The following is a 26,160-nucleotide window of genomic DNA, read 5'->3' on the forward strand; positions in this document are numbered from 1 at the left end:
CGGCGGCGAGGGTGAAGCCCAGGGGGGCGACGTAGCGGCTCATTGATGACTCCGGGTGGCGGCTGGACGGTCCGCGGGGCAGGGCGGACCGCAGTGGGGTGGGGACGCGCACGCGAAGTCGTGACCGGGCGGCTCCCGGCAACCGTCCGGTCATCGGACGGCGCGCGGCCAACCCCGGCGTCAACCGGGGTGGCGAGGGAGCGGAGCTGGGTCAGCTCACCAGACTGAGTCGTGGCTCAGCGGGACTGACCATCGGCCCGGCCACGACTGGGAGGATCGCTATCTCGCACAGCGATCACCTCCTGCAAGTCGGGCGGGCCGGAACGTCGATGATCGTACACCCGAGGTGTCGACAGGACGCACTCGGCCGACCGGTCCGGGACCTCTCCACCACCCGGTGCGGGTCACCCGCCGCGCAGGGCTGGGTGTGACGTGTCCCCGTTAGCGCTTACCTGTCGGTAGCGCCTAGGCTCCGACGCGTCTGTGCTGACCATTTGCAAGGAGGAACAGTGGCCCGAACCGTGCTGGTGACCGGGGGTAACCGGGGGATCGGCCTGGCCATCGCGCAGGCCTTCGCCAAGCAAGGTGACCGGGTTGCGGTTACCCATCGCAGCGGCGAGGCGCCGGACGGGCTGTTCGGCGTCCGCGCCGACGTCACCGACGCGGCCTCCGTCGACGCCGCGTTCACCGCCGTCGAGGCCGAGCTGGGGCCGGTCGAGGTGCTCGTCGCCAACGCCGGCATCACCGACGACACGCTGCTGCTGCGGATGACCGAGGAGCAGTTCACCGGCGTGGTGGACACCAACCTCACCGGCTCGTACCGGGTCGCCAAGCGGGCCTCCGGCAAGATGCTCCGGGCCAAGTGGGGCCGCATGATCTTCATCTCCTCGGTGGTCGGCCTCTCCGGTGGCGCCGGGCAGGTCAACTACGCCGCGAGCAAGGCCGGCCTGGTCGGCGTGGCCCGGTCGATCACCCGTGAGCTGGGCAGCCGCAACATCACCGCGAACGTGGTGGCACCCGGCTTCATCGACACGGACATGACCGCCGGTCTGTCCGAGGACCGCAAGGCGGAGATCCGCAAGTCCATCCCGGCCGGCCGGATGGCCACCCCGGACGAGGTGGCCGCCGTGGTGACCTGGCTGGCCTCCGACAGCGCCGGGTACGTCTCCGGCGCCGTGATCCCTGTCGACGGCGGCCTCGGTATGGGCCACTGACCCCTTTGATTACGGAGGAAACCTGCATGTCCGGACTGCTCGCCGGTAAGCGGCTGCTCGTCAGCGGCGTCATCACCGACGCTTCGATCGCCTTCTCGGTGGCGAAGCTCGCCCAGGAGAACGGCGCGCAGGTCGTGCTGACCGGCTTCGGACGGCTATCCCTGGTCGAGCGGATCGCCAAGCGGCTGCCCGAGCCGGCGCCGGTCATCGAGGTGGACGTGACAAACGCCGAGCACCTGGCCAGCCTCGCCGACCGGGTCCGTGAGCACGTCGACGGGCTCGACGGCGTGGTGCACTCGATCGGCTTCGCCCCGCAGAGCTGCCTCGGCGGCGGTTTCCTCGACGCGCCCTGGGAGGACGTGGCGACCGCCCTGCACGTCTCCACCTTCTCGTACAAGTCGCTGGCCATGGCGGCGCTGCCGCTGATGTCGCCCGGCGGCGCGGTGGTCGGCCTGACCTTCGACGCCACGAAGGCGTGGCCGGTCTACGACTGGATGGGCGTGGCCAAGGCCGGCCTGGAGTCCGCATCCCGCTACCTGGCGCTGCACCTGGGCAAGCAGGGCATCCGCAGCAACCTGGTCGCCGCCGGGCCGCTGCGCACCATCGCCGCGAAGTCGATCCCGGGCTTCGACCAGTTCGAGGACGCCTGGACCGAGCGGGCGCCGCTGGGCTGGAGCCTCACCGACCAGGAGCCGGCCGCCCGGGCCTGCCTCGCGCTGCTGTCGGACTGGTTCCCGGCCACCACCGGCGAGATCGTCCACGTCGACGGCGGCTACCACGCCATCGGCGCCTGACCTGGTGTAAGGAAGGGCCCCTTCTTAACGCCTCAGGCATAGGAAGGGGCCCTTCCTAACACGGCGCGATCCAGTGGTCACCGCCCCGACCGGATGGTGTGCCGGCTGGCGAGGAACAATGGGGCCATGTCGTACGACGCGGTGGTGCTGGTGTCCTTCGGCGGGCCGGAACGGCCCGAGGACGTGATGCCTTTCCTGCAGAACGTGACACGCGGCCGGGGCGTGCCGCCCGAGCGGCTGGCCGAGGTCGCCGAGCACTACCAGCACTTCGGTGGGGTGTCCCCGATCAACCAGCAGTGCCGTGACCTGCTGGCAGCCGTCCGCGCCGACTTCGCCGCGAACGGTGTCGACCTGCCCGTCTACTGGGGCAACCGCAACTGGGACCCGATGCTCGCCGACACCGTGACGCAGATGCGCGACGACGGCGTCACCCGCGCGCTGGCCTTCGTCACCAGCGCGTACGGCGGCTACTCGTCCTGCCGGCAGTACCAGGAGGACATCGCCGCCGCCCGGGCCGCCGTCGGCCCCGACGCCCCGGTGATCGAGAAGCTGCGCCAGTTCTGGGACCACCCCGGTTTCATCGAGCCGCACGTGGACGCGGTCCGGGCCGCGTTGGCCCAGCTCGACCCGGCCCGGCGGGACACCACCCGGCTGGTGTTCACCGCCCACTCGGTGCCCACCTCGATGGCGGCAAGCGCCGGCCCGCACGGCGGCCGGTACGAGGCGCAGTTGCACGAGGCCACCCGACTGGTCGCGGCGGCTGCCGCCCCCGACCTGGAGTACGACCTGGTGTGGCAGAGCCGCTCCGGCCCGCCGCAGGTGCCGTGGCTGGAGCCGGACGTCAACGACCACCTCGCCACCCTCGCCGAGAACGGCACGACAAGCGTGGTCGTCAGCCCGATCGGTTTCGTCTCCGACCACCTGGAGGTGGTGTGGGACCTGGACACCGAGGCGCTGGAGACCGCCAAGCAGCTCGGCCTGGACTTCGTCCGGGCCGGCACGCCGGGCACCGACCCGCGCTTCGTGGCGATGGTCCGTGAGCTGGTCACCGAGCGCGCCGACCCGGACGGTGCGCAGCTGCGCCGCCGCCTGGGTGAGCTGCCGATGTGGGACACCTGCCCCACTGTCTGCTGCGTGCCGACCCGCCGCCCCTGACGACCCAACCGCCCACCGACACCCCGGGGAATCATCGATGCAGGACCGCAAGCCGGTGCAGAGCTGGCTGACCGACATGGACGGCGTGCTGGTGCACGAGGGCCAGCCGGTGCCCGGCGCGCCGGAGTTCGTCAACCGGCTGCGCTCCTCGGGCAAGCCGTTCCTGGTGCTCACCAACAACTCGATCTACACGCCGCGTGACCTGACGGCCCGGTTGAGCCGGATGGGGCTGGACGTCCCGGAGGAGGCGATCTGGTCCTCCGCCCTGGCCACCGGCCAGTTCCTCGCCGACCAGCGGCCGGGCGGCACCGCGTACGTCATCGGTGAGGCCGGCCTGACCACGGCGCTGCACGCTGTCGGCTACGTGCTCACCGACTTCGCCCCGGACTACGTGGTGCTCGGCGAGACCCGCACCTACAGCTTCGAGGCGATCACCAAGGCGGTTCGGCTGATCAACGACGGGGCGCGGTTCATCTGCACAAACCCCGACGTGACCGGCCCGTCCGTGGAGGGCGCCCTGCCCGCCGCCGGATCCGTCGCCGCGATGATCTCCAAGGCGACGGGGGTGGAGCCGTACTTCGTCGGCAAGCCCAACCCGATGATGATGCGGTCGGCGTTGAACACCATCAACGCGCACTCGGAGAGCACCGCGATGATCGGCGACCGGATGGACACCGACATCCTGTGTGGCCTGGAGGCCGGCCTGGAGACCATCCTGGTGCTCACCGGAATCAGCAGCCGCACCGAGGCGGAGCGCTACCCGTACCGCCCGTCCCGGATCGTCAACTCGGTCGCCGACCTGCTCGACGAGGTCTGACCGTCAGCTTGGGTGGCGCGTCGTTGACCGCGCTGCGTTGATCGCGACCGCTGGTCGCTGCCGCTGATCGCGCGGTAACCAGGATGTAGTGGTAACGCTCCTACGTGGACACCACTACATCCTGGATCGAGCACGATCATGCCTGTGGCGTCGCGCGGTGGTGCCGCATCGCGGCGGAGCGGTCAGGGGCGCAGGGGGGCGTTGCAGGCGGCGACGAGGGCCTGCCGGCAGGCCGCGGTGAGTGGTCGCAGCGCCGCGTCGCGTTGCTGCGCCTCGTAGTTGTTGATCGCGCCGCCGGGTGCGGCGTGCCCGGCCAGGGCGAGCACCCGGTCGAGCACCGCGGCGCGGGCGAACAGCCGGCGTGCCCGCGGGTCGAAGCCCGGCGGCAGGTCGGTGGCACCGTCGGGGCGGCGCAGCGCGGCAAGCGCCCCGGCCAGTTCGGGCCGCCACTGGGCGACGTCGAGGCGGGTCAGCGCGGCGGTGGTCTCGGCCAGCGCGGCAGCCAGCTCCGCCTCGGCCTCGGCGGCGCCGGGCAGTGCGAGGGAGGCGGCGGGCGCGTTTGCGGGCAGCGGGTAGACGCGCCACAGCACCGTCTCGAAACAGTCACCCGAGCCCGAAGTGTGGTTGCGGACCTGGGGGATCAACCCGAGCCCACCGGCCACCACCGCCTCGCCTGTCACCAGCGCCGCACCGGCGAAGTCCCCAGGACCGGGCAGGCCGCGGGGGTCACCCGGCGCGGGCAGCACCAGCCGGATCTCGTCCGGGGAGAGCTTGGCCAGGGTGGGCAGCGCGGCGCCGAGCGGGACGTCGGTCCAGGTGCCGGGGGCGTCCGCAACGAGGTGCTCCTCGTCGCCGGCGATGGCGTCGGCGACCTCGTCGAACGGCACCAACCCGGCGCGCCACGCGCGCACCCAGGCAACGAACCGGCTCGACCGGCGCGGCGCGAGTGTGGCCGCGCCCGTTGCGGGGGTGGACATGCCGAAAGGGTACGTGGTCACGACCGGCCCTGTCTCGGCTGCCGCTCCGACCGCCCGCCCTGCCCCGAACTACCCCGTTCGCCCACCCCCGCCGGCCCTGCCCCATGAGCCCTCACCCCACCCCCAGCGTCGATCATGGGGTTGTGGTGGCCGAAAGATGATGTTTGGTCATGGTTCGTGGGGCACCACAACTCCATGATCGACGGGGTTGGGCGGTGGGCTTTTGACCGTGATGGCGTGTTGGGGTGGGGGGTTGGGGTTGGCGGCGTTAGCGTGATCGACATGGCGGGGCGATACGGCGAGGACGTGCTGGCGGGGGACTGGCGGCGGCGGAAGGTCACTCCCGAGGTGGACGCCGAACCGGATCTCGTGGTGGAGGACGCCGACTCCGGGTTCTGCGGAGCGGTGGTGGGCTTCGACTCCGGAGCTGTCGTCCTGGAGGACCGGCACGGCAAGCGGCGCAACTTCCCCCTGCTACCGGCGGCGTTCCTGCTCGACGGTCGCCCGGTGACGCTGCGCCGCCCGACCCGCGCGCCGGTGCCCACGGCCCGTCGACGGACCGCGTCCGGCTCGGTGGCGGTGGCGAACGTCCGCGCCCAGGTCGCCAAGGCCAGCCGCATCTGGGTGGAGGGCATTCACGACGCCGCGCTGGTCGAGCGCATCTGGGGCGACGACCTGCGGATCGAGGGCGTGGTCGTGGAGCCCTTGGACGGCATCGACGAACTCGACGCCGAGGTGCGCGACTTCGGCCCGGGGCCGACCCGTCGGCTCGGTGTGCTCGTCGACCATCTCGTGCCCGGCAGCAAGGAGAGCCGGATCGTGGCCCGGGTCAACTCGCCGTACGTGCTGGTGACCGGGCACCCCTACGTCGACGTCTGGCAGGCGGTCAAGCCGGCGGCGCTGGGTATCACGGCCTGGCCGGTGGTGCCCCCGGGCCGCCCGTGGAAGGAGGGCGTCTGCGCTGCCCTCGGTGTGGCCGAGCCGGCCGACATGTGGCGGCACATCCTGTCCCGGGTGAACAGCTTCGCCGACGTGGAGACGCCCCTGATCAACGCGATGGAACGCCTCATCGACTTCGTCACCGAGCCGGCCTGACAACCACCGCCGCCGCTGGGACGTAGGCGACCAGCCGCCGCCGGGACATAGGCGCGACTCAGGGCTCGTCGTCGGGGTCGCGGGTGTAGACGAACGTCGCGATGTCCAGCGAGACGGCACGGCCCCGCTCGTCGCGCAGGACGGTGAGGATCTCGCCGTCCTGTTCGCCGGCGCGGCCCCGCCACCGGTCCGGGCCGGCGGCCACGAAGCGCAGGTCGGGTGCGCCGACAGGGCCGGCGTGCAGGTCGCCCGCGCTGTCGGCGTACACCTCGATGGAGGTGCCCATCCACCACCAGCGGCCGGTCAACTCGGCGAGGTCGGCGGGCGGCGCGGCCTCGGCCGGCTGCCACGGCGTGACCGGCGCCGGCTCGGCGTCCAGCACGAGGGTGAGCAGTTGCCGGCCGAGCGCGCCGATGTGCCCGGTACGGAAGCCGTACGAGTTGGCGAAGCCGACAACTGCGGTACGGCTGGGTCGGTGCACGGCCAGCGAGGCGACGTAGCCGGGCATGGAGCCGCCGTGCCCGACGTACACCCGGTTGTCTTCCCGGTGGAGTTCGAGGCCGAGACCGTGCCCGTGCGTCCATGCCGTGTGGTCGCTGATCACCACGGGGGAGCACATCTCGGTCAGGGTGTCGGCGGCCAGTACCGACGGGTCGGGGTCGGCGAGGAACGCGGCCCAGCGGCCCAGGTCCTCGATTGTCGACCAGAGTTGCCCGGCGGGGGCCATCGCACCGGTGTCGGTGCGGGGCTCTTCGCGCAGCGTGTCGTGCCAGGGGTGGACGACGTAACCGCGGGCGAACGGTTCGGAGGCCGAGTAGGTGGTGCGGCGCATACCGAGCGGGGTGAGGATCCGCTCGTCGAGGAGGTCGATCCAGGGTGTACCGGTGAGTCGTTCGAGCATTCCGCCGAGCAGCGCGTACGCCAGGTTGGAGTAGTGGTACGTGGCGTGCGGCGGGTGAGCGATCTTGTCGGCGATGAGGCCGGCGAGCAGGGTGGCCAGGTCGACGCCGGCGGCCCGCTCCCACCAGTCGCCGTCGGGTTCGCGTTGCAGACCGCTGGCGTGCGCGAGCATCTGGCGCACTGTGAGTTCGCCGACGCCGGTGCCGGGCAGGTGGCGCTCCAGCGGGTCGTCAAGCGAGAGCCGGCCGGCGTCGCGCAGCTGCATGACAAGCGTGGCGGTCATGGTCTTGCTGATCGAGCCGAGCCGGTATTGCAGGTCGACGCCGGGGCGGGGGTGTTCGCCTGCGGTGGCGAGGTGCGCCAGCGTGCCGTCACGGACGACGCCCAGCACCAGTGACGGGACGTGGCCGTCGGCCTGAGCGCGGGCGACCCGCGTGTCGATCTGCCGGGCGGTCTCGGGCAGCAGCGTCAACGAAAACTCCTCGTTTGACCGGTCGGATACGGGCCGTGCGGTTGCCTCCGCCGAGCCTACTGATCATCACGGGTGGGCTGCTCGTGCATTTCCGTGTCACGATCGTGGTGTGGACGCCGTGGTGTGGATCGTATTGGGTGTGGTTCTGGCGGTCGCCGAGATCTTTACGACGACGCTTTTCCTGATCATGTTCGGGGTCGGGGCGTTCGCCGCTGCCGGCGCCGCGGCTCTTGGCGCGCCGGTTTCCGTGCAGGCGCTGGTCTTCGCTGTGGTGTCGGCGTTGAGCCTGGTGATGGCCCGGCCGGTCGTCAGGCGGCACCGCCGCTCCGCGCTGGAGAGCGGTGAGCAGCCGTTCGGTGTGGAGGCGATCGAGGGGTCCACGGCGCTGGTGCTGGAACGGGTGGACGCCGAGCAGGGCCTCGTCAAGATCGACGGGGAGTTGTGGACCGCGCGGGCGTACGACACGACGCAGACTTTCGAAGCCGGTCAACGGGTTCGGGTGATAAAGGTCCGGGGCGCGACGGCCCTGGTTTGGCAGGACGATGTTTCGTCCGCCGGCGAGCTGCCGGAAGCGAGAGGGTAAACGGATGACGGTTATAGGTGTGCTGATACTCGCGGTGGCGTTGATCGCCGTGATTACGCTGGCGAAGGCGGTGCGGATCGTTCCGCAGCAGCGCCAGGATGTGGTGGAACGGCTCGGCAAGTACAAGCGCACCCTCAACCCTGGCCTCAACCTGTTGGTGCCGTTCGTCGACGCGGTGCGCACGAAGGTCGACATGCGCGAGCAGGTGGTCAGCTTCCCGCCGCAGCCGGTGATCACCTCGGACAACCTCGTTGTCTCGATCGACACGGTTCTCTACTTCAAGGTGGTCGACTCGGTCCGGGCGACCTACGAGATCTCCAGCTTCCTTCAGGCCATCGAGCAGTTGACCGTCACCACGTTGCGTAACGTGATCGGCTCGCTGGACCTGGAGCGGGCGCTTACCAGCCGCGACGAGATCAACAGGCACCTCTCCGGGGTGCTTGACGAGACCACCGGCCGCTGGGGCATCAAGGTGACCCGGGTCGAGATCAAGGCGATCGAGCCGCCGGCAAGCATCCGCGACTCGATGGAGAAGCAGATGCGCGCCGAGCGTGACCGCCGGGCGGCGATCCTCACCGCCGAGGGTCACAAGCAGTCGGTGATCCTCACTGCCGAGGGTGACAAGCAGTCGGCGGTGCTGCGCGCCGACGGTGACCGGCAGGCCCGGATCCTGCAGGCCGAGGGTCAGGCGAAGGCTATCCGCACCGTCTTCGACGCCATCCACCAGGCGAACCCGAGCCAGAAGGTGCTCGCCTACCAGTACCTGCAGGCACTCCCACAGATCGCCCAGGGCAGCGCCAACAAGGTCTGGATCGTGCCGGCAGAGCTGACCAAGGCCCTGGAGGGCATGGGCGGCGCGCTCGGCGGGCTGAGCCAGATGGTGGGGGACCTGCCCGCACCGGAGGCAGCCGAGCACGCGAGCCAGGTCGAGCGGGAGGCCGCGGAGGCGGCGCAGGCCGCGTCAGACGCCGCCCAGCAGATCCACGACGAGGTACGCGTCGCCGAGGCTCAGGCCACCGGTGGCAACAAGCCGAAGGGGTTGCCGGCCCCGGAGCCGGTGTCCCCGACCAGTCTCGTGGAGGACCCGGCGGACCAGCGCGAGCGCGGCTGATCCGTACACCGGCCAGCCGGCCGGGTAAATACGAAAAAGACTCATGGGGCGCTCCGTAGCCTGCCACGATCGGTCCTAGGACGGGTGGTGACCAGGTGATCGGGGCGCCCCGGCGCGTCTCGCACCGCTCGTGGACGAGCGAGGTGACGCATGAAGGATCCCGTGAACCGAACGTGGTCCTCGGCCCCGATACCCGGCGCGCACGACCCGATCGCCCCACTGGGCTCCCGGCGCAGCGGCGGCGGCTTCGGCGTACTGCCCTTCGTCGGCGAACCGACCCCGCCCGGGCCGGCGACAAACGCCAGTTGGGCCTGGTCGCTGCGCAGGTTCGCGCGGGCCGCGGTGTGGCTGCTGCCCGCGTACGCCATCCTCTACGGCGTGGTCGCGATGGCCAGCGACGGCGGGGTGGGCAACGATCCGTATCCGGCCGACGGCCAGGCGGCGTACCTCATCGGTTGGGTCGCGGCGGTCTGGCTGGGCCTGCTCGCGCTGCTGGCGCTCACCGGGTTGCTGGCCGCGACGCGCAGCCGCCGGGTGGCGGTGGCCGGGCTGATGGTCAGCATCGCGGGCACCGTGCTCATGCTGCCCTTCGCCGGGCTGGCCGAGCAGACGCCGGTCTTCGGCACCACCGCGCGTTCGCTGGTACTGGTCGGTGCCACCTTCTACAGCGTGGGCTGGTTCCTCACCGGGTGGGCGGTGGCCCGTTCCGGCTCGTTCAGCCTCGGCGACGGGGTCATGCTGATCATCGCGGCACCGCTGCTGGGCCTGGGCGGCGCTCTGATCGGCTCGCTGCAGACGTTCGGCGCGATCTTCGTGCTGGTCGCCGGCATTGGCATCGGCTACCGCTCCGGCCGCCTGATGCCCCGCGAAACCGTCCGCGACGCCGCAAGCGCCAGCCTAACCACCCCCAATCCCTGACGCCCACGCCCGCCGGCGGCCTGCCGCCCGCCCGGTGCTCATGAGGTTGGCGTGCTCGGTTCCGGCGTGGCGCACCGCCAACCTCATGATCAACTGGCCGAGCGCTGGTCAGGGGCGGTGAACTTGCTGACAGTTGGGTTGTGAGGGTGGTCGGTTGGCGGCTTTCGTGGCAATCCTGGGGACCATGGCCGCCTCTCGCTCGCCGCTGTCGCGGCTGTTCACAGTGCTGCTCGCAGGCTTGCTGGCCGGGCTCGTCCTGGCCGTGGCCGCCCTGCCGGGCAACCTGCTGCTCGGGTTCGCCGCCCAGTCCGCGATCGGCACGTACGCCGCGCTGCCCGAGGCTCTGCGTACCCCGGCCACGCCGCAGCGTTCGTATCTCTACGCGAACGACGGCAAGACGCTGATCACGACGTTCTACGACGTGAACCGCACGGACGTCGCGCTTGCGGACATCGCACCTGTGATGCGCCAGGCGATCGTGGCATCGGAGGACCGGCGGTTCTACGACCACGGCGGCGCGGACGTGCGGGGTCTGCTCCGGGCGTTGGTGGCAAACGTCAAGGGCGGTGGCAATGAGCAGGGCGGCTCGACGCTGACCATGCAGTACGTCCGTAACGTGCTCAAGACCGACCCCACGCGCAGCGCCGAGGAGCGGGCCGCCGCCACCGACCCCACGATCGGCCGCAAGGTCCAGGAGATCCGGTACGCGAGCGCGCTGGAGCAGAGCCTCAGCAAGGACGAGATCCTGAACCGGTACCTGAACATCGCCTACTTCGGCTCCGGCGCGTACGGGATCGCGGCGTCCAGCCAGCGTTACTTCGGCAAGCCTCCGGCCCGTTTGACGCTCGCCGAGGCGGCGCTGCTCGCCGGCCTTGTGCAGTCCCCGGACGCGTACAGCCCGATCGACGGTGACAAGGACGCGGCGCTGGCCCGCCGGGAATACGTGCTGGACTCGATGGCCGCCACCGGGGCGATCACCGCCGCGCAGGCCACGCAGGCGAAGGCGGAGCCGCTGACTTTGAAGCCCACCGCGCAGCCCAACGGCTGCACCGCCGTGGCGCAGGGGCACGACGACTGGGGCTTCTTCTGTGACTACCTGCGCCGGTGGTGGCTCACCCAACCGGCGTTCGGCGCCACGCCCGCGGAACGCGAGCAGGCGCTGCGCTCGGGCGGCTACCGAGTTGTCACCTCCCTGGACCCGGAGGTCCAGGCCACCGCGCAGCAGCAGGCCACAAAGGTCTACGGGTACGACAACAAGCGCGCCCTGCCGATCGCGGCCGTGCAGCCGGGCACCGGGCAGGTACTGGCGATGGCTGTCAACAGGCACTACAGCCTGGCCGACAACCCGGACGGGCAGGCCAACTACCCGAACACGGTCAACCCGTTGATCTCCGGCGGGGCCAGCGTGGACGGGTACCAGGCAGGCTCGACGTTCAAGCTGTTCACCATGCTCGCGGCGTTGGAGTCGGGCCGAACCCTGTCCACGGGCTTCGACGCGCCCGCCAGGCTGCCCACCCGGTACGCGGCCGAGGGGCCGGGCAGTTGCGACGGCCGCTGGTGCCCGGTCAACGCCAACCCGGACTGGATGGACGGCTACCGGATGATGTGGGACGGCTTCGGTCGTTCGGTGAACACCTACTTCGTCTGGCTCGCCGAGCAGGTCGGCCAGGACAAGGTTGTGGAGATGGCGCAGCGCCTCGGCATCACGTTCCGTGCCGAGTCGGACGCCGCATTCGCCAAGAACAACGCCGCCAACTGGGGTTCGTTCACGCTGGGCGTTGCCGCCACCACCCCGCTGGACCTGGCGAACGCCTACGCCACCGTTGCCGCCGAAGGCACCTACTGCACGCCGGTGCCGGTGGTCTCGGTGACCGACGCGACAGGCGCGAAGGTGCCGGTCGGGGAGCCGTCCTGCAAGCGGGTACTGGACGCCGACGTGGCCCGCGCCGCCACCGACGCAGCCCGCTGCCCAGTGGGCCAGCAGTCGCCGTACGGGCAGTGCAACGGCGGCACCGCCACTGCCGTGAACCGCATCCTCGACGGTCGGCCGGTGGCCGGCAAGACGGGTAGCTCGGAGGAGAACGCCACCGAGACGTTCGTCGGCTTCACTCCGCAGGTGGCGGTCGCCGGTATCGCCGCCAACCCGGACGACCCGACCGACTCGGTGGGGTCCGCCGTGCAGGCCAGGGTGATCGACGCGGTTGCCCGGGTCATCGGCACTGCCGTCAAGGGTCAGCCGGAGAAGGCGTTCACTGCTCCCAGCCGTGAGTTGGCCGGCGAGCCTCGCCGCCCGGTGCCGCGCGCCCCGGCCACTCCCGACCGCGAGCGCGAGCCCAGCCAGGACCCCCGCTCGGCCCTGCAACGCTGGCTCGACCGTCGGGGCTGACAGCGAAGCCCTGTCGACCCCGGTCAGCGCTCCCGACGGCGAGGACGGTAGGTGCTGATCGTCGATGGCAGGCCGCGCCGGATGATCCCGGCCCAGTCGGTGTCGCCCCGCAACACCGCCGACGCCGTGTTGCGCGCCTGCTCAAGCGTGAAGTGCGGCGGGAGCATCAGTTCGGCCGGGTCGACAAGCGCGTTGATCACCACCGGTCGGTCGGCGGCGAGCGCCCGGTCCCAGACGTCCGGCACCTGAGCGGGGTCGTCGACGAACTCGCCGTGCAGCCCGAGCACCTGCGCCCACTGGTGGTAGCCGATGTCCGGCAACTGCTGGCTGTCCGGGAACATCGGCGTTCCCTCGCTTGAGCGCTGCTCCCAACTGACGAACGCCAGATCCCGGTTGTTGAGCACCAGCACCACGAATCGCGGGTCGGCCCAGCCGCGCCAGTACTTGGCAACCGTGATGAGTTCGTTTACTCCGTTCATCTGCATCGCGCCGTCGCCGATAAGCGCCACAAGGGGCCGGTCCGGGTGGGCGAACTTCGCGCTCAGCGCGTACGGCATGGCGCCGCCCATTGACAGCAACGTGCCGGAGAGGCTTGCCAACATGCCGGGCCGGACCTGCACGTGCCGGGCGTACCAGGCGGTAGCGGTGCCGCAGTCCACGGCGAGCATCACGTCGTCGGGCAGCCGGTCGTTGAGGGCGCTGAACAGCAACTGGGGGTTGACCGGGTCGGCTCTCTGCTCGGCCAGGTCCCGCTGCGCCCGCCGCCACGCCGAGGTGGCAGTGGCGATCTCCGCCCGCCAGGCGGTCGGCCCGGGGCCGGGGCCCAGCTCCCGCAGCAACGCCCGCAGGGTGGGCCGGGCGTCGCCGGTCAGGTTCACCTCGGTCGGGTACCGCAGCCCGAGTTGGGAGCCGTCCAGGTCGATCTGCACGGCACGGGCCTGCCCGGGCGGTGGATAGAACTCCGAGTACGGCATGTTGCTGCCCACGATCAGCAGCCGGTCGCAGTCGTTCATCAACTTCCAACTCGGCCGGGTGCCGAGCAGTCCGATGGCGCCGGTCACCCACGGTTCCCGGTGGTCCACTGCGGTGAAGCCGAGCAGCGCCGTGGCGACCCCAGCGCCGAGTCGCTGGGCGATCTCCCGGACCTCTTCCTGCGCCCCGAGCGCGCCCTGGCCGACCAGCATCGCGACCCTTTGCCCGCCGCGAAGCACCTCGGCGGCCCGGCGCAGGTCCGCCTCGGGCGGCACCGTCGGAGTGCTGCTTGGCACGTTGCTCGTGTGGTAGTAGCCGTGGGCGTGCGGTGGGTCCGGGATGGCGGGCTCGTCCTGGAGGTCCGAGGGCAGCACCAGCGCCGTGACGGTACGACGGGCCAGCGCCGTACGGCACGCCCTGTCGACAAGGTGCCGGACCTGCGCCGGGTGGTCGAGCTGCGCCAGGAAGCCCGAGGCCACGTCCTTGTAGAGGGCCAGCAGGTCGACCTCCTGGTAGTAGCCGCCGCCCTCGGCGGTGACAGCCGTGTGCCCGACCAGGGCGACCACCGGCTGGTGGTCGAGTTTGGCGTCGTACAGGCCGTTGAGCAGATGGATGGCCCCGGGCCCGCTTGTCACAAGCGCGCAGCCCAACGGCCCACCGCCGTACTTGACGTGCGCGGACGCCGCGAACCCGGCGGTCTCCTCGTGCCGCACCTGGATGAACTGGGCACGCCCGCTGGTGCGTTGCAGCGCGGAGGTGAGGCCGTTGATGCCGTCGCCGGGGTAGCCGAAGTAGCGGTGCACGCCCCAGCTGAACAGGCGGGAGACGATGTGGTCCGCGACGGTCGGGCGGCGTGGCAGAGTGCCCGCTTCGCCCGGCGGCGGGTGATCAGCGCTCACCTGACTGGTCCTTCCCGTCGGGCCCGATGCTCCGCCGGCCATTCCCGTTCTCTGCCGGACAAAACGCCCCGAAAGGCGGGCGACGGAGCGGCCGGGTGGCCGTCCGGCAGAATCGTCGGGTGCCCGTCCACCAGATCACCGACCCCGACGACGACCGGATCGCCGACTACCGCGCGCTCACCGACGTCGAGCTGCGCACCCGCTGGGAACCGCCGCACGGCCTGTTCATCGCCGAGGGTGAGTTGGTGCTGCGCCGCGCGCTGCGCGCCGGCTACCCGGCCCGGTCGTACCTGGTGGACGCCAAACGCATAGACCAGCTCGCCGACCTGGACACCGGCGACGCGCCCGTCTACGCGGCAACGCAGGACGTGCTGGAGAAGGCCACCGGCTTCCACGTACACCGGGGGGTGCTGGCGTCGTTCCACCGCCGGCCGCTGCCGACGGCTGCCGAGGTGCTCGCCGCCGCGCGCCGGGTGGTGATCCTGGAGGACGTCAACAACCACACGAATCTCGGCGCCATCTTCAGGGCTGTCGCGGCGCTCGGCGTGGACGCCGTGCTGCTCTCACCGAGCTGCGCCGACCCGCTCTACCGGCGCAGCGTGCGGGTCAGCATGGGTGAGGTGTTCGCCGTGCCGTACGCGAAGCTGGACCCCTGGCCGGACGCGCTCGCCGAGGTCCGGGCGGCCGGTTTCGCCGTGCTGGCGATGACGCCGGCGCCGGACGCCGTGCCGATCCAACGCCTCGACGCCGCCCAGCGTGCCCGCTCGGCGTTGCTGCTCGGCGCCGAGGGCGCCGGGTTGACCCGGGCCGCGATGGACGCCGCCGACGCCCGCGTGGTCATTCCCATGCGCCGTGGCGTCGACTCGCTCAACGTCGCAGCCGCCACCGCCGTCGCCTGCTGGGAGTTGAGCCGCGACGACCCTTGGTGACGACCGTCCGTCAGGTGTCGTGATCTGGGGTCACGGAGGGTAGCGTGTCGGCCGTGTTCCCTACCGTCCGTGAGGTTCTCTCCCTGGACCCGGTCCGCCACGGTACGCCGCGCGTGGTCGCCGGGGAGGCCGGGCTGGACGGTCGGGTCCGCTGGGTGCACGTCGCCGAGGTGCCCGACATCGCGAGCCTGCTCGGCGGCGGTGAGCTGGTGCTCACCACCGGGATCGGGCTGCCCGCCGACGACGCGGGGTTGCGCGCGTTCATCGGCGACCTCGCCGACGTCGGTGTGTCCGGGCTCGTCGTCGAGCTGGGCCGCCGCTACGGCAGCGGGGTGCCCCGGGTGATGATCGCCGCCGCCGAGCGGCGCGGGCTGCCTCTTGTCGAGCTACGCCGGGCCACCCCGTTCGTGCGGATCACCGAGGCGGTGCACGCGCTCATCGTCGACGCGCAGCTCACCGAACTGCGGGCCACCGAGGAGATCCACCAGCGGTTCACCGACCTCTCCGTCGAGGGCGCCGACGCCGCCGAGGTGATCCGGCAGGCCGCCGACCTGTCCGGGTGCCCGGTGGTGCTGGAGAACCTGTCCCGGCAGGTCCTCGGATACGACCCGGCGGGGGAGAGCGCCGAGCTGCTGCTGGACGGCTGGGAGCAGCACTCCCGCCGGATCCGGCCTGCCGGGCGGACCGCGTACGACCCGGACAGCGGCTGGCTCGTGACGGTCGTCGGCGCCCGGGGACAGGACTGGGGGCGGCTGCTGATGCGCTGGCCGGCCAGCGGTGAACTGCCCACCCGACCGGCCGGTGAGTCGACCCCACCGAACGCCGGACCTCCGACCCGGCTCACCATCCTGATCGAGCGGGCCGCGTCCACCCTCGCGCTGGGCCGGCTGATCCGCCGCGACGCCGAAGGGCTGGAACGGCAGATCCACCGCACCCTGCTCACCGCCCTGCTCGACCACTCCCGACCGGTGGACGAGGTCGCCTTGCGCGCCAAGGCGCTCGGCGTGGTGCTCGACCGTCGGCACCTCGTCGGCGTGCTGGTCCGGCACCGCGCCGACGACCCCGCCGCGGAGGGCCGCCCCGAGGACGGGCAGGCCCGACTGCGGGACCTGTCCGAGGCCGTGGGCCAGGCGCTACGGGAGGCGAAGCTGACCGGGCTGACAAGCGCCGTCGACGACAACTCGGTGGGCGCCCTGCTGGCACTGCCGGACCCGGCCGCCGAGGACCGCGCGCTGTCCGCGTTCGCAAGTGCCCTTCGTCGGGTACGCCTCGACACCGGCGCGGTCCGCGCGACCGCTGGCGTCGAGCCGACACGGGTGACGTCCAGCGCCGATTCCGCGCGGGCGGGCGGTCAGGTGTCCCGGACGGTGTCCGGGTCGGAGCTGCCTCGGGCGGCGGCCAGCTTCGAGGTGCCCCGGGCGGCGTTCGGCGGCGAGGGCGCCCGGGTGGCGAACGCCGTCGATCCGGCCCGGACTGCCGGCGGCGCCCCGAACGGGTTGATCGTCGCGGCCGGGTCCGGGGTGAGCAGCCTGCGGGAGGCACGCCGGTCGCTCGTCGAGGCGCGGCAGATCGCCGAGGCGGCCCGCCGGGACCGGCGTGACCTGCCGGTCTTCCGGCTGCCGCACGTCGGCCTGGCCGGGCTGCTGCACCTGCTGCGCGACGAGCCCCGGTTGCAGACGTTCGTGGAGCGGGAACTCGGCGCGTTGCTGGAGTACGACGCCCGGCACCCCCGGGAGCAGCTGCTCGACACCCTGCGCGCGTACCTGGAGCAGGGGCGCAACAAGACCGCCGGTGCCGCCGCCGCCCACCTGTCGAGGCCGGCCTTCTACGAGCGCCTGGCCCGCATCGCCCGCATCCTCGACGTCGACCTCGACTCCGTGGAAGCCTGCCTCTCCCTCCACGTGGCCCTCCTGGCCCTGGAGGCAGTCCGAACCCCCTGACCCCCAACCGCGATCGGTTGAGGGCAGGCGTCAGGGCGTCAGGGCGTCAGGGCAGGGTCTTCGCGTAGGCCGGAGGGATGTGGTTGGGGCCTCCGGGGGTGAAGACGTCGGAGTTGGCCACCGCGGACCAGGCTGTCGCGGGGACGGCCTCCACCAGGGCCCGGATCACCGGGGCGTCGCGCCACTGGTCCTGCTCGGCGAGCAGGCCGAGGGCCACCACCGACTCCTCGACCTCGCCCACGCACTCGAACGGCTTGTGCCCGTCCACACCCAGCAGCTCCCGGTAGCCGGGGATCTGCGACTCGTCGGCCAGCAGGTCACCGCCGAAGATGTGGGTGACCCGCTCGCGTGGCATGAACGGCGCCATGGCCAGGAACACGAACCGGCACTTCGGGCAGTTGCGGCACCAGCGCTCGCTCGCGTCGCGCAGCTTGAACGCGGCGTTGCAGCTGGTCACCACGTCGTCGTAGCGGGTGAACTCGGCGAACAACCTGGCGATGTGCAGCTCGGACAACGAGCGCAGCAGCGAGAAGTACGGCTCGGTCAGGCCAGCGTGCTCGGCAAGCGCCGAGCGCAGCAGCCCTTCGGCCTCGACGCCCTTGGACCACTGGTGGTTGATCTCGTGGCCGTCCCAGACGAGGTTCGGGTCGGACGCCGAGCGCTCGTTCGACATCACCACCGGACCCAGCCCGTGCAGGACGGCAGTGGCGACCGCGATGAGCGAGTTGATGGCGGTGACCGGGATGTGGCCGTTCAGCGCGCCGGCCGCGTTCAGGTCGAACAGCACCGGGTCGATGCGCCGCCGGGCGGCGAGCGGGGTCAGCCCGGACGCCTCGTTCACCGAGACGATCACGTGGTTCGGGTTGACCGAGAACGGCACCGGCTCCAGCTCGGCCCGGCGCAGCGCCTCCAGGCTGACGATGGAGTCCTTGCCACCACCGACTGCGGAGAGCGGGCGACGGTCGGAGTTGTCGTACACCCGTGGCGGCTCCGGCGAACCCGCCGGCACCTCCGGGCGCAGGTCGAGCACGTGCGGCAGCTGGTTGCGGTACGCGTACTCGGCGAGGCCCTTGGTGTAGACGGCAGTGACGTAGTCGACGGTGGCCGCGCCCAGCGGCGCCGGCAGCACCAGGCGGGGCGGCGCGGCGGCCTTGTAGTAGCTGACCCCGGCGACCAGGTGCAGCAGCTCCAACACCCGGCTGAGGGTGGCCGCCGTCTCGTCCGACGGTGGTTCCGTCGGCAGCGGGAGGGTGATCACCTCGGTGAATCGTTGCTCGCCGGCTGGGCCGGTCAACGCGTAGTCGAACAACACCTCGCCGGTGACGAAGTCGATCGAGTAGGACGGGAAGGTGAAGGCGTCCATCCGCCGGAGTTGCTCGTTGGGCACACGCCATACTAGGCCCTGGTTCGTCCGGCCGTGTCCGGACCGGGCCCGTCCAGTCGCCGCCGCGATCCCTGAGGAGAGTCCCTTGCGCCTGTCTGACCTGCGCGGACGTACCGTCGCCGTCTGGGGGGCCGGTCGGGAGGGCCGGGCCGCTGTGACAGCGATCGCCGCGCACGGCCCCGCCGAGCTGGTCGCCGTCGACGACAGCGCCAACTTCCTGTCGCTGCCGTGGGACGGCCCGCTGGCCGAGGCGGCGCCGCTGGTCACCGGCGAGGCGGGCTTCGTCCGCCTGGCCGCCGCCGACGTGGTGGTCCGCTCGCCGGGTGTGCCGCAGACGCATCCCTGGCTTGTCGAGCTGCGCCGACGGGGCGTTCCGGTCACCCAGGGCACCGCGCTCTGGATGGCCGACCACGCCGCTCGCACCGTCGGGGTCACCGGCAGCAAGGGCAAGAGCACCACCTCCAGCCTGATCAGCCACCTGCTCACCGCGATGGGCCGGCCGAACGTCTTCGGCGGCAACATCGGCGTACCGACCCTCGACCTGCCCGAGTCGGAGCTGTACGTGCTGGAGCTGTCCAGCTACCAGTGCAGCGACCTCACCGACTCGCCCCGGGTTGCGGTGGTCACGGCGTTGTTCCCCGAGCACCTGGACGCGCACGGTGGGGAGCGGGAGTACTACCGGGACAAGCTCAACCTGCTCGCCCACGACCCGCAGACGATAGTGGTGAACGGCGCGGACCCCCGGCTCGCCGCCGAGCTGGGAGAGCTGCCGGCGGTACGGGCGGGTCGCCCGGACACCACCCACGTCGCCGCCGGCCTGGACGGCACTCCCTGGTTCCACTTCGGCGACCAGCCGCTCTTCCCGCGCGCCGTGCTGCCGCTCGTCGGCCGGCACAACGAGGGCAACCTGTGCGTGGCCCTGGCCGTGCTCGACGCGCTCGGCATCGACGTGGTGGCCGAGAAGGACAGCCTCGCCATCGCCGTCGCCGAGTTCCAGGGGCTCGCGCACCGGCTCACCGAGATCGCCGACCCGTCCGGGTTGACGTTCGTCGACGACACACTGGCCACCAGCCCGTACGCGGCAATGCACGCCATCGACGCGTACGAGGGGCGGCCGTTGACGGTGATCGTCGGCGGCACCGACCGGGGTCTGGACTACACGCCGCTGGCCGAGCACCTCGCCGAGCGGGAGTTGACGGTGATCGGCATCCCGGACAGCGGCGCCCGCATCGTCGAGGCGCTCGCCGGCCTGCCCAAGGTGCGTGCCGAGATGGTCGACGATCTGGTCGACGCGGTCCGGTTGTCCCGGGAGCTGACTCCGGCCGGTGGGGTGGTGCTGCTGTCGCCGGCCGCGCCGAGCTACGGCCGGTTCCGTAACTTCGAGCACCGCTCGGAGGTCTTCGCTCAGGCTGTCGCCGACACCGCAGGCAGTCAGCGCGCGTGAAGCGGGGAGTGCAGGGCGCGCATCGAGCGGATCGCCGAGCGGATCTCCTGGAGATAGCGCCCGGGTGTGAGGGTCTGCTCGGGTAGCGCCGCCGGGTCGGTCAGCGCCGGGTCCACCCCTACGGTGTCGATGTGGCAGCCGTACGGGATCGCCAGGGTGCGCAGCGCGTCGCAGTGCTGGAACGGCACGTAGAGCGGCGCGGTGACCATCAGCACCTCGTCGCCCGGTGCGAGCTGCGCGTGCCCGGCCCAGAACCGCTGCGTGTCGGCGGTGTGCGCCCGCCGCCGGTGCGGTTCGCTCGACGGCGCGGCGAGCACCCGCACCGGTGGCAGACCCGCCGGCCGGTAGGTCCGCGACGACCAGGAGTGGTGCGGGTGCCCGGCGTCGATTCCGTCGTGCTCCGCAGGCTCGGCCACACCGAACACCCGCCGCACCGTCGAGTCCAGCACGTCCACCTCGGTGTCGTCGACCGGCAGGTCGGCGTCGGTAAGTGTCGCGCGTTCCCAGTCGGACAGCGGTCGGAAGCTGCCCAGCACCGCCACCTCGCCGTCCACTGTCAGCCCGGCGCGCAGCAGGTGCGCGGCGTAGGCGACGCGGCGCACGCAGGCATGCGCCAGGCCGCCGAGCACCACCAGGTGGGCGTACGCGCTGCGGACGGGCCGCACCGGGTGGATCAGCCCTAGGGCGGCGGCCGAGGCGAGCACAAGCGCGGCGGCGGCCGGGTCGAGGTCGGGTTCCCGGGCGTCGGGCCGCTCCCGGCCGGCGCGGAAGTCCCAGTGCCGGGCGGAGAACTCGTCAAGGAAGCGGAGCACCTCGGTGAGGTCGCCGTCGGGCCAGGTGCCGCCGAAGTGGGCGACCAACCGGCGGAGCGGGTCCGCGTACACCCACGCGGCGATGCCGGCGGTGGGCTCGCCCGGCGCCCCGCCGGGCAGCGGTACGGGCAACTCGGGCACCGCCGGATCGTACCGGTGCCGCGGCGTACGTCGGCGCTGCCCGGCGCGGACCGGATGCCTGACGCACTGTCAGGAGCGCGCGTCCGCTGCGCTACACAGTGGCAGTTGTCCATACTGGCCGGCGGTGGGACCGTGCGGTATCCGCGTACGCCTTCGAAAGGTGCCCCCGATGACCGATGACCTGCTGGCACGGCACAGGGCTGTCCTGCCGTCCTGGATGCCGCTCTACTACGCCGAGCCGATCGAGCTGGTCTCCGGTTCGGGCCGCCGGGTCACCGACGCGCAGGGGCGTACCTATCTGGACTTCTTCGGCGGGGTGCTGACCAACATGGTCGGTTACGACATCCCGGAGATCCGGGAGGCGGTCGAGCGCCAGCTCGCGACAGGCATCGTGCACACCTCGACGCTCTACCTGATCCGCCAGCAGGTCGAGTTGGCCGAGAAGATCGCGCAGCGCTCGGGCATCCCGGACGCCCGGGTCTTCTTCACCAACTCGGGCACCGAGGCGAACGAGGCGGCGCTGTTGGTGGCCACCAACTACCGCCGCTCGCACCAGATCCTTGCGGTGCGCAACAGCTACCACGGCCGGTCGTACGCGGCGATGGGCGTCACCGGCAACCGCACCTGGTCGGCGAGTGGCCTCAACCCGCTCCAGGTGGCCTGGCTGCACTCGGGTGACCGGGTGCGTGGTCTGCTGGCCCGGCTGAGCGCGGGGGAGCAGGTCGACGCGGCGGTGGAGGATCTGCGCGAGGTGCTTGCCACCCAGACCACTGGCGACGTGGCCGCGTTGATCGCCGAGCCGATCCAGGGCGTCGGTGGTTTCGTGCACCCGCCGGACGGGCTCTTCGCGGGCTGGAAGAAGGTCCTCGACGAGCACGGCATCCTGTTCATCGCCGACGAGGTGCAGACCGGCTGGGGACGTACCGGTGAGCACTTCTGGGGCTACCAGGCCCACGGCATCACGCCTGACCTGCTCACCTTCGCCAAGGGCGTCGGCAACGGGTTCGCCCTCGCGGGGGTGGTCGGTCGGGCCGAGGTGCTGGAGTCGGTGCCGGGGATCAGCTTCTCCACGTTCGGCGGCAACCCGATCTCGACGGCGGCCGGCAACGCGGTGCTCGACTACCTGATCGCGCACGATCTCCAGGCGAACGCGGCCCGCGTCGGCGCGATCCTCGCCGACGGCCTGCGGTCCGCCGTGGGCGGCCTCGACTGCGTCGCCGAGGTACGCGGAAAGGGGCTGATGCTCGGCGTCGAGTTCGTCGTGCCGGGCACGAGTGAGCCGGACCCGGCGCTGACCAACCGGGTCTTCGAGGCGTGCCGTACCGGTGGCCTGCTCGCCGGCAAGGGCGGCCTGTACGGCAACGTGCTGCGGATGGGCCCGCCGTTGACGCTGACCGAGGAGGAGGCCCGTGAGGGCCTTGCCATCCTCGTCGACGCGATCCGCTCGTCGGCGGAGGTGCCGGCCTGACCATCGCCCGCGCGTCCCGGTTCTGGCCGGATGCGTCGACCTGAACAGCCCTCGCACGCCCGTCCCGGTCAGACCGCCAAGCGGTGCCGGGGCGGGCGTGTCGCCGTTTGCGGGCACTCCTCGGTGACCGATAACGACCATGACGTCGGCTGAGCGTGGGGCGAATTGCCGCAGTTGGCGATAACGGTTCGACAGTCAGGACTTGAAGTCCGGGGCCGGCTGTCGTAGAAATTCTTCAGCAACAACCAGTGAGCTGAAGAGAATCGACGTGCCTCGCGCGGCGGACGCCCTTCCCCCAGTACCGGTGGTCCGCCCGACCCGACCCGAGGAGACCTCATGAACAGGCGTGACATTCTGCGGCGCAGCGCCGCGGCTGGCCTGCTGGCCACCCCCGCAGCCGGCCTGCTGGCCGGCTGCGCCACCGGCGGCGGCGACAAGGACGATACCGAGACCTACAAGGGCACCAAGAGCGCCGACAACCCGCTCGGCGTCAAGGAGGACGCGCCACTCGAGGTCGTGATCTTCGGCGGCGGGTTCGGCGAGGAGTACGCCAAGGCCCACGAGGCCATGTACACCGAGAAGTACCCGAAAGCGAAGATCAAGCACTCCGCCACCCAGGAGATCAGCAAGACCCTCCAGCCGCGCTTCGTCGACGGCACCCCACCGGACGTGGTCAACAACTCCGGCGCCGGCCAGATCGACTTCAACGGCCTGGTCAGCCAGAACGCCATCGCCGACCTGGGCGAGCTGCTCGCCGCGCCGAGCCTCGACGTGCCCGGCAAGACCGTCAAGGACACCCTGCTGCCCGGCGCCGTCGAGGTCGGGTCGTACGACGGCAAGTTCCTCGTGCTCAACTACACCTACACCGCGTACGGCATCTGGTACTCCGACAAGCTGTTCACCGAACGCAAGTGGGAGTACGCCAAGACCTGGGACGACCACATCGCCCTGTGCAAGCAGATCAAAGCCGCAGGCATCGCCCCCTGGACGTACGCCGGCCTGCACCCGCGCTACATGAGCTGGCCGGTGATCGCCACCGCCATCAAGCTCGGCGGCCCGTCGGTGGCGACAGCCATCGACAACCTGGAACCCAACGCCTGGAAGTCCGAGCCGATGAGGACCGCCGCCGACGCGTGGCACCAGATCGTCAAGGACAAGTTCATCCTGGAGGGCTCGCCCGGCCTCGACCACAAGCAGTCCCAGACCGCCTGGTGCCAGGGCAAGGCCGCGTTCATCTCCTGCGGCTCCTGGCTGGAGAGCGAGCAGAAGGACGTCACCCCGGCCGGGTTCAACATGACCATCGCGCCGACCCCGAGCCTGGGCAGCGGCGACAAGCTGCCGTACGAGGCGATCCGCGGCACCGCCGGCGAGCCGTTCATGGTGCCCGCCAAGGCCCGCAACGTCGCCGGTGGCCTGGAGTACTTCCGGACCATGCTGTCCCGCAAGGGCGCACAGGACTTCACCAAGAAGGTCGCCAGCCTCACCGTCGTTGCCGGCGCCACCGAGGGCGTGGAGCTGCCGTACGGGCTGACGAGCGTGGTCAAGGCGCTCGACGCGTCCGGCGCCAACGGCTTCAACTGGGTCTACAACAACTACTACCGCAAGTTGGAGCGCAACCTCGTCGACGCCGCGTGCGGCGAGTTCTTCAGCGGCCGGATCGGCCCGGCGGAGTTCCTCGAACAGTGCCAGAAGGGTGCCGACTCCATCGCCCAGGACAGCTCGATCAAGAAGTACAAGCGAGCGGCCTGAACAGCCCGGCCGGCGGGGGCGCGCCAGCCCTCGCCGGCCGCACCCCGGGAGAGGTCCACAGTGAAACATGGCAAGTGGCCGCTGATCGTCACCTTCCTGGTGCCGCCGGTGCTGCTCTACGTCGTCTTCGTCGTCTCGCCGTACCTTCAGGCTTTCCAGATCTCCACCACCGACTGGCTCGGCTACTCGGCCGACGCCAACCCGGTCGGTCTGGCGAACTTCAAGGCCCTGTGGCACGACGACTACGTCTGGAACGCGCTGAAGAACAACGCGATCCTGCTGGCCCTGGTGCCCGTGCTGACAATCGTGCTCGGGCTCTTCTTCGCCACGATGCTCGCCCTTGGTGGCCGCAAGGGCCGCGCCGGCGTGACGGGTGTACGAGGCGGCGCGCTGTACCGCACTGTGTACTTCTTCCCGCAGGTGCTCTCCGTGGTCATCATCGCGCTGCTGTGGAAGGAGGTCTACCACCCCAACAAGGGCCTGCTCACGGCTTCCCTGCACGGGCTCGGCCTGCCCGCTCCCACCTGGCTCGGTGACCCGGCCACCGCCTTCTGGTGCGTGCTGGCGGTGATGGTGTGGAGCAACGTCGGCTTCTACGTCGTGCTGTTCGGCGCCGCGATGTCGGCGGTGCCCAAGGAGATCTACGAGGCGGTGCTGCTCGACGGCGCGTCCCGGTTCACGACGCTGCGCCGGGTCACCCTGCCCCTGCTCTGGGACACCGTGCAGGTCGCCTGGGTCTACCTGGCGATCTTCGCCCTGGACGGGTTCATCCTCGTACAGCTGATGACGAACGGCGGGCCGAACTTCTCCACCGACGTGATCGGCGTGCGGATGTACGACACCGCGTTCGGCAGCGAGACCAAGTTCGGCTACGCCTCGGCGATCGGCGTGGTGATGTTCTTCCTGACCCTCTCGGTGGCGGTGCTGTCGCTGCGGGTCGGCCGGCGCGATCGGATCGAGTACTCGTGACCACTCTGGATCAGCCCACCGTCTCCACGCCGACGCCGACCACCGGGCGGGACCGCCCGGTGCGGCGGGAACTCGGCATCGCCAACACCCTCTCGCACGGCTTCCTGCTGCTCTGGGGTCTGCTCACAGTCCTGCCGCTGCTGTGGATGTTCCTCAGCTCGTTCAAGAGCAACGGCGAGATCCTCGCCGACCCGTGGGGGCTGCCCGGGGCGCTGCACTGGGACAACTGGGCGCGGGCCTGGACGGGCGCGCACATCGGCAGGTACTTCCTCAACAGCCTCGTCGTGGTCGCCGGCTCGGTCAGCCTGACCATGCTGACCGGCGCCACCGCCGCGTACGTCTTCGCCCGGTACGAGTTCCGCGGCCGGCAGTTCGTCTACTACCTGTTCGTGGGCGGGCTGATGTTTCCGGTGTTCCTCGCCCTGGTGCCGCTGTTCTTCGTGGTCCGCAATGCCGGGCTGTTCGGCACCTGGACCGGCCTGATCCTCGTGTACTCGGCGTACTCACTGCCGTTCACCGTGTTCTTCCTTACGGCGTTCTTCCGGACCCTGCCCACCTCGGTGGCGGAGGCCGCCATGGTCGACGGCTGCGGCCACTTCCGGCTCTTCTTCCGGGTGATGCTGCCGATGGCGCGTCCGGGATTGATCAGTGTGGCGATCTTCAACTTCCTCAGCCACTGGAACCAGTTCCTGTTGCCGCAGGTGCTGATGCAGGGCGACGAGTCGAAGTGGGTGCTCGCGCAGGGGCTGTTCGCGCTGTCGGTCAGCCAGGGCTACGCCGGCGACTACGCGCGGCTCTTCGCCGGGTTGAGCATCGCGGTGCTGCCGGTGCTCGCCGTCTACGTGGCCTTCCAACGCCAGGTTCAAGCCGGCCTCACCGCAGGCCAACTCAAGTAGCCCGACCCGCCCGGCTGCTCGCTGCCCGTCACCGCTGCCCGGCTGCTCGCTGCTCGCTGTTCGCTGCCGCTGTCCGGCGCTCGGTGCCTGCTGCCCTGTCCACTGCCGACCGATCCCAATCACCGCCCGATCGCG

The 26,160-nt window shown here is 71.1% G+C and carries 21 protein-coding genes; 16 read left to right on the forward strand and 5 right to left on the reverse strand.

The window, feature by feature from the left end; all coding sequences use genetic code 11:
* Nucleotides 1-509 precede the first annotated feature (509 nt).
* The 4 genes from fabG (at nt 510) to F4558_RS05685 (ending at nt 3,980) form a co-directional block, all read left to right on the forward strand.
* On the forward strand, nt 510-1,214 hold the full coding sequence (gene fabG / locus F4558_RS05670; protein ID WP_167943372.1) for a 3-oxoacyl-ACP reductase FabG: 705 nt from the start codon (nt 510-512) through the stop codon (nt 1,212-1,214).
* 26 nt (nt 1,215-1,240) lie between these two features.
* Nucleotides 1,241-2,008, forward strand: a complete 768-nt coding sequence (gene fabI, locus F4558_RS05675) for an enoyl-ACP reductase FabI (protein WP_053652562.1) — start codon at nt 1,241-1,243, stop codon at nt 2,006-2,008.
* Between the two features lie 126 nt (nt 2,009-2,134).
* Entirely contained in the window at nt 2,135-3,163 is a 1,029-nt protein-coding gene (locus tag F4558_RS05680; RefSeq protein WP_167943373.1) for a ferrochelatase, read from the forward strand.
* Nucleotides 3,164-3,200: 37 nt separating this feature from the next.
* On the forward strand, nt 3,201-3,980 hold the full coding sequence (locus F4558_RS05685) for an HAD-IIA family hydrolase (RefSeq protein WP_053652564.1): 780 nt from the start codon (nt 3,201-3,203) through the stop codon (nt 3,978-3,980).
* A 182-nt stretch (nt 3,981-4,162) separates the two neighbouring features.
* On the opposite strand, the gene F4558_RS05690 is transcribed toward F4558_RS05685, so the two are convergent.
* Entirely contained in the window at nt 4,163-4,957 is a 795-nt protein-coding gene (locus F4558_RS05690; RefSeq protein ID WP_053652565.1) for an Rv1486c family protein, read from the reverse strand.
* 282 nt (nt 4,958-5,239) lie between these two features.
* Between F4558_RS05690 and F4558_RS05695 the strand changes: the two genes are divergently transcribed.
* Entirely contained in the window at nt 5,240-6,052 is an 813-nt protein-coding gene (locus F4558_RS05695; protein WP_053652566.1) for a DUF3097 domain-containing protein, read from the forward strand.
* Between the two features lie 58 nt (nt 6,053-6,110).
* On the opposite strand, the gene F4558_RS05700 is transcribed toward F4558_RS05695, so the two are convergent.
* Nucleotides 6,111-7,424 carry a serine hydrolase domain-containing protein gene (locus tag F4558_RS05700; protein ID WP_167943374.1) on the reverse strand — a complete coding sequence of 438 codons (1,314 nt, stop codon included), beginning with the start codon at nt 7,422-7,424 and terminating at the stop codon, nt 6,111-6,113.
* A 109-nt stretch (nt 7,425-7,533) separates the two neighbouring features.
* Between F4558_RS05700 and F4558_RS05705 the strand changes: the two genes are divergently transcribed.
* From F4558_RS05705 to F4558_RS05720, 4 genes are all read left to right on the forward strand, one after another.
* Nucleotides 7,534-8,007 (forward strand): NfeD family protein, encoded by a 474-nt coding sequence (locus tag F4558_RS05705; RefSeq protein WP_053652568.1) that lies wholly within the window; start codon nt 7,534-7,536, stop codon nt 8,005-8,007.
* A 4-nt stretch (nt 8,008-8,011) separates the two neighbouring features.
* Complete coding sequence (locus F4558_RS05710; RefSeq protein WP_053652569.1) at nt 8,012-9,118, forward strand: SPFH domain-containing protein; 1,107 nt, start codon at nt 8,012-8,014, stop codon at nt 9,116-9,118.
* A 150-nt stretch (nt 9,119-9,268) separates the two neighbouring features.
* Complete coding sequence (locus tag F4558_RS05715) at nt 9,269-10,036, forward strand: hypothetical protein (RefSeq protein WP_053652570.1); 768 nt, start codon at nt 9,269-9,271, stop codon at nt 10,034-10,036.
* A 184-nt stretch (nt 10,037-10,220) separates the two neighbouring features.
* Nucleotides 10,221-12,422 carry a transglycosylase domain-containing protein gene (locus tag F4558_RS05720; protein ID WP_245241272.1) on the forward strand — a complete coding sequence of 734 codons (2,202 nt, stop codon included), beginning with the start codon at nt 10,221-10,223 and terminating at the stop codon, nt 12,420-12,422.
* Between the two features lie 23 nt (nt 12,423-12,445).
* Here F4558_RS05720 and F4558_RS05725 read toward each other — a convergent pair whose 3' ends face one another.
* Nucleotides 12,446-14,293 carry a thiamine pyrophosphate-requiring protein gene (locus F4558_RS05725; RefSeq protein ID WP_167943376.1) on the reverse strand — a complete coding sequence of 616 codons (1,848 nt, stop codon included), beginning with the start codon at nt 14,291-14,293 and terminating at the stop codon, nt 12,446-12,448.
* Between the two features lie 26 nt (nt 14,294-14,319).
* On the opposite strand from F4558_RS05725, the gene F4558_RS05730 reads away from it, so the two are divergent.
* Both F4558_RS05730 and F4558_RS05735 read left to right on the forward strand, forming a co-directional pair.
* Nucleotides 14,320-15,222, forward strand: a complete 903-nt coding sequence (locus F4558_RS05730; RefSeq protein WP_370469112.1) for a TrmH family RNA methyltransferase — start codon at nt 14,320-14,322, stop codon at nt 15,220-15,222.
* Nucleotides 15,223-15,275: 53 nt separating this feature from the next.
* A complete protein-coding gene (locus tag F4558_RS05735) occupies nt 15,276-17,162 on the forward strand; it encodes a PucR family transcriptional regulator (RefSeq protein WP_446685544.1) in 1,887 nt (628 codons plus the stop codon).
* 46 nt (nt 17,163-17,208) lie between these two features.
* Here F4558_RS05735 and F4558_RS05740 read toward each other — a convergent pair whose 3' ends face one another.
* Nucleotides 17,209-18,549 carry a MurL-like N-terminal domain-containing gene (locus tag F4558_RS05740; RefSeq protein ID WP_167943378.1) on the reverse strand — a complete coding sequence of 447 codons (1,341 nt, stop codon included), beginning with the start codon at nt 18,547-18,549 and terminating at the stop codon, nt 17,209-17,211.
* 82 nt (nt 18,550-18,631) lie between these two features.
* On the opposite strand from F4558_RS05740, the gene murD reads away from it, so the two are divergent.
* Entirely contained in the window at nt 18,632-19,990 is a 1,359-nt protein-coding gene (gene murD, locus F4558_RS05745; RefSeq protein WP_167943379.1) for a UDP-N-acetylmuramoyl-L-alanine--D-glutamate ligase, read from the forward strand.
* Here murD and F4558_RS05750 read toward each other — a convergent pair.
* Complete coding sequence (locus tag F4558_RS05750) at nt 19,978-20,943, reverse strand: hypothetical protein (RefSeq protein WP_306270514.1); 966 nt, start codon at nt 20,941-20,943, stop codon at nt 19,978-19,980. The two genes, murD and F4558_RS05750, sit on opposite strands and share 13 nt — an antisense overlap.
* A gap of 169 nt (nt 20,944-21,112) precedes the next feature.
* Between F4558_RS05750 and F4558_RS05755 the strand changes: the two genes are divergently transcribed.
* From F4558_RS05755 to F4558_RS05770, 4 genes are all read left to right on the forward strand, one after another.
* A complete protein-coding gene (locus F4558_RS05755; protein WP_167943380.1) occupies nt 21,113-22,411 on the forward strand; it encodes an aspartate aminotransferase family protein in 1,299 nt (432 codons plus the stop codon).
* 336 nt (nt 22,412-22,747) lie between these two features.
* A complete protein-coding gene (gene ngcE / locus F4558_RS05760; RefSeq protein ID WP_053652576.1) occupies nt 22,748-24,160 on the forward strand; it encodes an N-acetylglucosamine/diacetylchitobiose ABC transporter substrate-binding protein in 1,413 nt (470 codons plus the stop codon).
* Between the two features lie 60 nt (nt 24,161-24,220).
* Nucleotides 24,221-25,129 carry a carbohydrate ABC transporter permease gene (locus tag F4558_RS05765; protein WP_053652577.1) on the forward strand — a complete coding sequence of 303 codons (909 nt, stop codon included), beginning with the start codon at nt 24,221-24,223 and terminating at the stop codon, nt 25,127-25,129.
* Nucleotides 25,126-26,025: a carbohydrate ABC transporter permease gene (locus F4558_RS05770; RefSeq protein ID WP_053652578.1), complete on the forward strand. Its 900-nt coding sequence runs from the start codon at nt 25,126-25,128 to the stop codon at nt 26,023-26,025. The genes F4558_RS05765 and F4558_RS05770 overlap by 4 nt, the downstream gene beginning before the upstream one ends.
* Nucleotides 26,026-26,160 lie beyond the last annotated feature (135 nt).

It is taken from the genome of Micromonospora profundi (assembly GCF_011927785.1).
Classification (GTDB): Bacteria; Actinomycetota; Actinomycetes; order Mycobacteriales; family Micromonosporaceae; genus Micromonospora; species Micromonospora profundi.